At 42.7% G+C, this 5,077-nt stretch carries 6 protein-coding genes; 1 reads left to right on the forward strand and 5 read right to left on the reverse strand.

Translation table 11 applies throughout. The annotated features are described in order from the left end of the window. The 4 genes from murC to AB3112_RS08085 form a co-directional block, all read right to left on the reverse strand. The coding region (gene murC / locus AB3112_RS08070) for a UDP-N-acetylmuramate--L-alanine ligase (RefSeq protein WP_367334257.1) at window positions 1-898 on the reverse strand (898 nt) is incomplete at its 3' end. A gap of 24 nt (window positions 899-922) precedes the next feature. Further along, entirely contained in the window at window positions 923-3,112 is a 2,190-nt protein-coding gene (locus AB3112_RS08075) for a DNA translocase FtsK (protein WP_367334258.1), read from the reverse strand. A gap of 20 nt (window positions 3,113-3,132) precedes the next feature. Continuing rightward, a complete protein-coding gene (gene ytpR, locus AB3112_RS08080; protein ID WP_084975274.1) occupies window positions 3,133-3,771 on the reverse strand; it encodes a YtpR family tRNA-binding protein in 639 nt (212 codons plus the stop codon). A gap of 24 nt (window positions 3,772-3,795) precedes the next feature. After that, window positions 3,796-4,131, reverse strand: a complete 336-nt coding sequence (locus tag AB3112_RS08085; RefSeq protein ID WP_057910447.1) for a thioredoxin family protein — start codon at window positions 4,129-4,131, stop codon at window positions 3,796-3,798. A gap of 129 nt (window positions 4,132-4,260) precedes the next feature. Between AB3112_RS08085 and AB3112_RS08090 the strand changes: the two genes are divergently transcribed. Next, window positions 4,261-4,572: a hypothetical protein gene (locus AB3112_RS08090; RefSeq protein WP_084975271.1), complete on the forward strand. Its 312-nt coding sequence runs from the start codon at window positions 4,261-4,263 to the stop codon at window positions 4,570-4,572. Here AB3112_RS08090 and trmB read toward each other — a convergent pair. Then, window positions 4,547-5,077, reverse strand: a 531-nt coding sequence (gene trmB / locus AB3112_RS08095; protein ID WP_367334259.1) for a tRNA (guanosine(46)-N7)-methyltransferase TrmB, incomplete at its 5' end; no start/stop codon positions are given. The two genes, AB3112_RS08090 and trmB, sit on opposite strands and share 26 nt — an antisense overlap.

The following is a 5,077-nucleotide window of genomic DNA, read 5'->3' on the forward strand; positions in this document are numbered from 1 at the left end:
GCTTAACCCCTTGGAATGTTTGAAGTTCCTTACGAATTTCATCAAGATCAACGTCTTCGAAATAAGCAACCGCAATCACGGCTAACGAGTTAAAGATGTTGTGCTCGCCGAACAGCGGTACCGAGAAGTTACCAAGGTTCTTGCCCTTGTAGGTCACGTCAAAGCTTGACCCGCTGGTCGTTCGTTTGACATCAACCGCTTGAAAATCATCCGTATCATGAAGACCATAATAATAAATCGGAACGTTGGCCTTTAATTCGCGAAGCCGTTTGTCATCACCCCAGGCAAAAATGCCTTTTTTGGTTTGATTAGCAAACGTTTGAAATGCATCTTGCACATCATCAATACTTTTGTAGTAATCAGGATGATCAAAATCAATATTGGTCATGATGGCATAATCAGGCTCTGTGGCTAAGAAATGACGCCGGTATTCGTCAGCTTCGTAAACAAAGAAACGGGCATTGGGAACCCCTTTACCAGACCCATCGCCAATTAAATAATCAGTTGGGGCAATTCCGGAAAGAACATGGGCCAAAAGACCGGTCGTACTTGTTTTACCATGGGCGCCAGAAACGCCGATACTGGTTTTTCCCTTAATAATTTTCCCTAAAAATTGATGATAACGGTACACAGTTAAGCCCATCTCACGAGCTTTTTTGATTTCAGGATGATCATCCGTAAATGAATTTCCCGCAATGACGGTCAATCCCTCATGGATGTTATTGACATCAAATGGCAAAATTTTAATCCCTGCTTGTTCAAGCCCACGCTGTGTGAACGTGTACTGATCAATATCTGATCCCTGAACCTTTTCACCACGGTCATGTAAAATAAGCGCCATCGCAGCCATTCCAGTCCCTTTAATTCCTACAAAATGATATACCGTATCTGAATTCATTAGACATCCTACCTATCCATTACTTTATTTTTGATGATTATCAGGTAGCTCCGGAGCAGGCTTTTCTGCCGCAGGTTTGTAGTAAACCGTTCGCGGCTTTGAACCTTGTTGCTCTGAAACCAAATCTTTATCCTGCAAATGATCAATAATGTTTGCAGCTCTATTATAACCGATTGAAAATACACGTTGAAGCTTTGACGTGGAAATTGTGTCTTCTTTTGCTATATATTTCATAACTTGTGGCATTAATCGATCCTCGGACTGCGTTTCACTGGTCGTCTTTTTCAAACTTTCCGGGGTGAACAAATAGTGCGGCTCGCCTTGCTGGCGGACAAAATCCACAATCCCGTCAAGTTCCTGGTTGGTTACGAACGCGCCTTGAAGCCGAACGGGCTGGTTGGCACCGCTACCCAAATAAAGCATGTCCCCTCGCCCAAGCAATCGTTCCGCTCCGGCAGAATCAAGAATGGTTCTGGAATCGACTTGGCTGGAAACCATGAAAGCAATTCGACTTGGAATATTATTTTTAATGGTTCCAGTCACAATGTCAACACTTGGCCGTTGAGTCGCAACGATTAAATGAATCCCAGCAGCCCGTGCCTTTTGGGTAATTCTGACAATATAATCTTCAACTTCGCTGGAAGCAACCATCATCAAGTCGGCTAATTCATCAATAATGACCAAAATATAGGGCATTTTCAAACCAAATTCTTTTGCTTCGGTCGCTTGGCGGTTAAACTGCTCAATGTTTTTAGCCCCGGCTGCTGCCAGCTTTTCATAACGTTCATCCATTTCTTGAGTCACCCACTTTAATGCAGCAGCAGCTGTCTTGGGATCGGAGATAACGGGTGAAAGCAAATGGGGAACCCCGTCATATGGTGCCAATTCAAACGCTTTGGTGTCAATTAGCAATAAGCACAGATCCGCTGGAGTTGCCTTATACAATAATGAGACCAGCAAACTATTGATAAATACACTCTTCCCGGAACCGGTTGCCCCGGCAATCAGACCATGGGGCATCTTGCGGATATCCGCAGTTCTTGGAATACCCGACAAATCAACCCCTAAAGCAGTTGTCAAAGGTGATTGACTGTTTCTAAAGTGATCGGTTGAAATAATTTCAGATAAAACTACCGGTCGGGGTTCAGGATTTGGGATCTCGATCCCGACAGTTGTCTTGCCGGGAATCGGCGCTTCAATTCGAATGTCCTTAGCGGCAAGCGCCAACTTCAAATCATCAGTTAAATTAGTGATGCGACTGACTTTCACGCCCAGTGCCAGCTTGACTTGAAACTGGGTGACCGTTGGCCCATTTGTCCAAGCAACGACCTTGGCATTAACCTTAAAGGCCGCAAATGTTTTGTTTAAAATATCAGACTGGTGGGCAATCCACTCGTCAATCGAATCAGATGCCGTTGATTTTGGCTTGGCAAGCAACGATAACGGTGGCAGTTGATACCCCCGCTCTTCGTTTGCTTTTGATGTGTTTTCGGTGGTCACAGGTTGCTCTGTTCCGTTTGGTTTGTTGGATTCAAGCTTTGCATGATCCACCTGGGGGGACGTTTTTTTGGCAAACAAAGAAAGGTCAGGTTTACTGGCCTGTTCATGATTAATAATTGACTTGAACGATTGGCCAAGTCCGTGCCGTTTCAACTTCTTTCGTGACTGTTGATTCAAATGTCGACGTTCATAGCGGTTACGGGGTTCCCGTGTCAGTTGTTCAGAACTTTTCGGTTGCATTTGTTCCGGAACTTTTTTAGTCGTCACTAATGGTTCTTGTGCCGATTGATTAGCGTCAATTTTATCATCAGAATGATCATTTGTTGTATGAACAACATCATCTTCGACTTCGTTTTGATCGGGTGCAATCAAAATCAAATCATCATATGTAAGTCTCAGCTCACGCGTCAACTCATCGTATAACCGATGACGTCGATGCGATTGGCTGAGAAAGTAATTCGTTTTAATTTGCTGCTTACGTTTTTCGGATTTTGAACGCTTTTGTGGTTTAAAGTTTTTGATTTCCTTCAAAAAAGCAGGCGTTTCATCGTCTTGGTTATCTTGGTTAACCAAAGTTCGATCAAGAACGTGTCTTGACGGCTTTTCTTGGGTGTCTCTTACTTGTTCAGTTGTCATCTCGTTAACTGGCTTTGATACCGGTTTTCTTGAGATTCCCTTACGCCGATAAAAAGCTGGTCCATCATAATGCTTCATACTCATCCACCCAAAATAGTTTAGTCAAATAAATGTTGTGCCTTTTTGAAATCAAATGCCGTTCCCACTTGATAATCATCCGGTAAAATCAATGCCCCGGGAACTTGTGGTGCATTGGGCAAAGCCAATTCACGACCTGAACAGATCATGCCTTCACTTTTAACGCCCCGCAATTCACCAGGCCAAATGATCTGGCCATCTGGCATCATCGCACCACTCAAAGCAACGACAACCTTAATATTTTCGCGCATATTCGGCGACCCGCTAACAATCTGCAATTTCTTATCACGACCGATGTCAGTTGTGGCAATTTGCAAATGATTTGAATTAGGGTGATCTTCAAGTGATTCGACGTAGCCCACCACAAATTTCGGTTGATCATCGAATTCGACATCCCCCGGAAAACCGTGGTTGGTTAAATAATCGTTCAGCTTCTGAACCTGTTCGCTGGTCAAGTTGACTTGACCGTTTTCTGTGACAATCTCAGGAAGAATTTCACTCGCCTTTAAAAAGTTGTATCCCAACGTCCGGTTAGTCTTTTCATCGAAAATTCGGGCGACGTCATCATGAATGGACACTTGTTGATCGGCGACATCCGGATTCATAATCAGGACCATTGTGTCACCAGTACTTTGTGGGTTATAACTTGCGATTAACATTTCAAAATTCCTTCCAACGATTAATTATTTTTCAACAGTACTTGCTAATGAGTTAATGAAACTTTCAACTTCTTGCTTCGTTTTGCGGTCGCCATTGTTGAATCGACCGATTTCTTGACCATCTGAATAAGCAACAAAGCTTGGGATGCCCATAATGCCCATTTCGCCGGCTAAATCGATATTTTCGTCACGATCGACCTTTAAAAAGGTATAGTCAGGATATTCGGCTTCAATTGCGGGCATTGCGGGTTTGATAAACCGGCAGTCCGGGCACCAGTCCGCCGTAAAGAACAGCATATACTTGCCGCTTTGCAGTTGTTTGGTGAGGTCAGTTAAATTTGTTTTTGCTAAATCTTTCACAGTGATCATCCTCCACTTACTAATGTAAAGTACATTGTAACGCAAATCGATAGTCTTCAGTTCAAGTTTGCTCATCGTCCCTGAATAGATTAAAGTATACCTAATTACATAAAAGAAAAAGGTGTCGAAATGAAAAAACAAACGCTCTTCTACGGAATCTCTTTAGCAGCATTGGCTGCCAGTTACTATGCCCTATCCAAATCAAATAAAAGCCGTGAAAAATATTTTGCGGCTATTGTTAAGAATACCAGAGAATTGGCGACATTGAAAGACCTTCAGTATCTTGGAAGCTGGAGTATTGAACCCTTGCCTGACCAAATGAACGTTCCATTTCACTTTGGCTATAATTTTGTGGATAACAACGGCCAACTTCGGTCAGAGGAATACTGGGTTAACGATGCAACCGGCAAAATTCTTAATCACCAGGTTGTTCAGTTGTAAAATGCGCGATCAACTTATAAATTGGTCCCTTGGGACTGAATTTTTGCTCATATTCGGTTTCAACATTTGATTCGTTTTCCGGTGACTGGTGTAAATTCAAGGATACGTACTCAAATGTCATCGGAAAATTATTCATGGTCACCAAAGTATATTCAAACAGGCCCCGATTATCGGTCTTAAATTCAATATTGCCGTCGTCTGCCAATACCGTTTGATAAGTTTTTAAAAACAGTGGTGACGTTAATCGCCGTTTAGCGTGACGTTTCTTTGGCCATGGATCAGAAAAATTCAAAAAGATTTTTTGAACTTCATTTTGGTAAAACAATTCATCCAAATTGGCGCCGTCCGTCAATACGAATTGAACATTAGGCAATGGATTATCCATGAAGGTTCTAAGGGCGGTTGCAATGACAGATGTCTGCAATTCAATCCCGATATAATTGATCTCGGGATGCAGCTTGGCAGTTTCAATAATAAACCGACCCTTGCCAATCCCGACTTCAAC

Source organism: Lentilactobacillus sp., from assembly GCF_040773105.1.
GTDB lineage: Bacteria > Bacillota > Bacilli > Lactobacillales > Lactobacillaceae > Lentilactobacillus > Lentilactobacillus parabuchneri.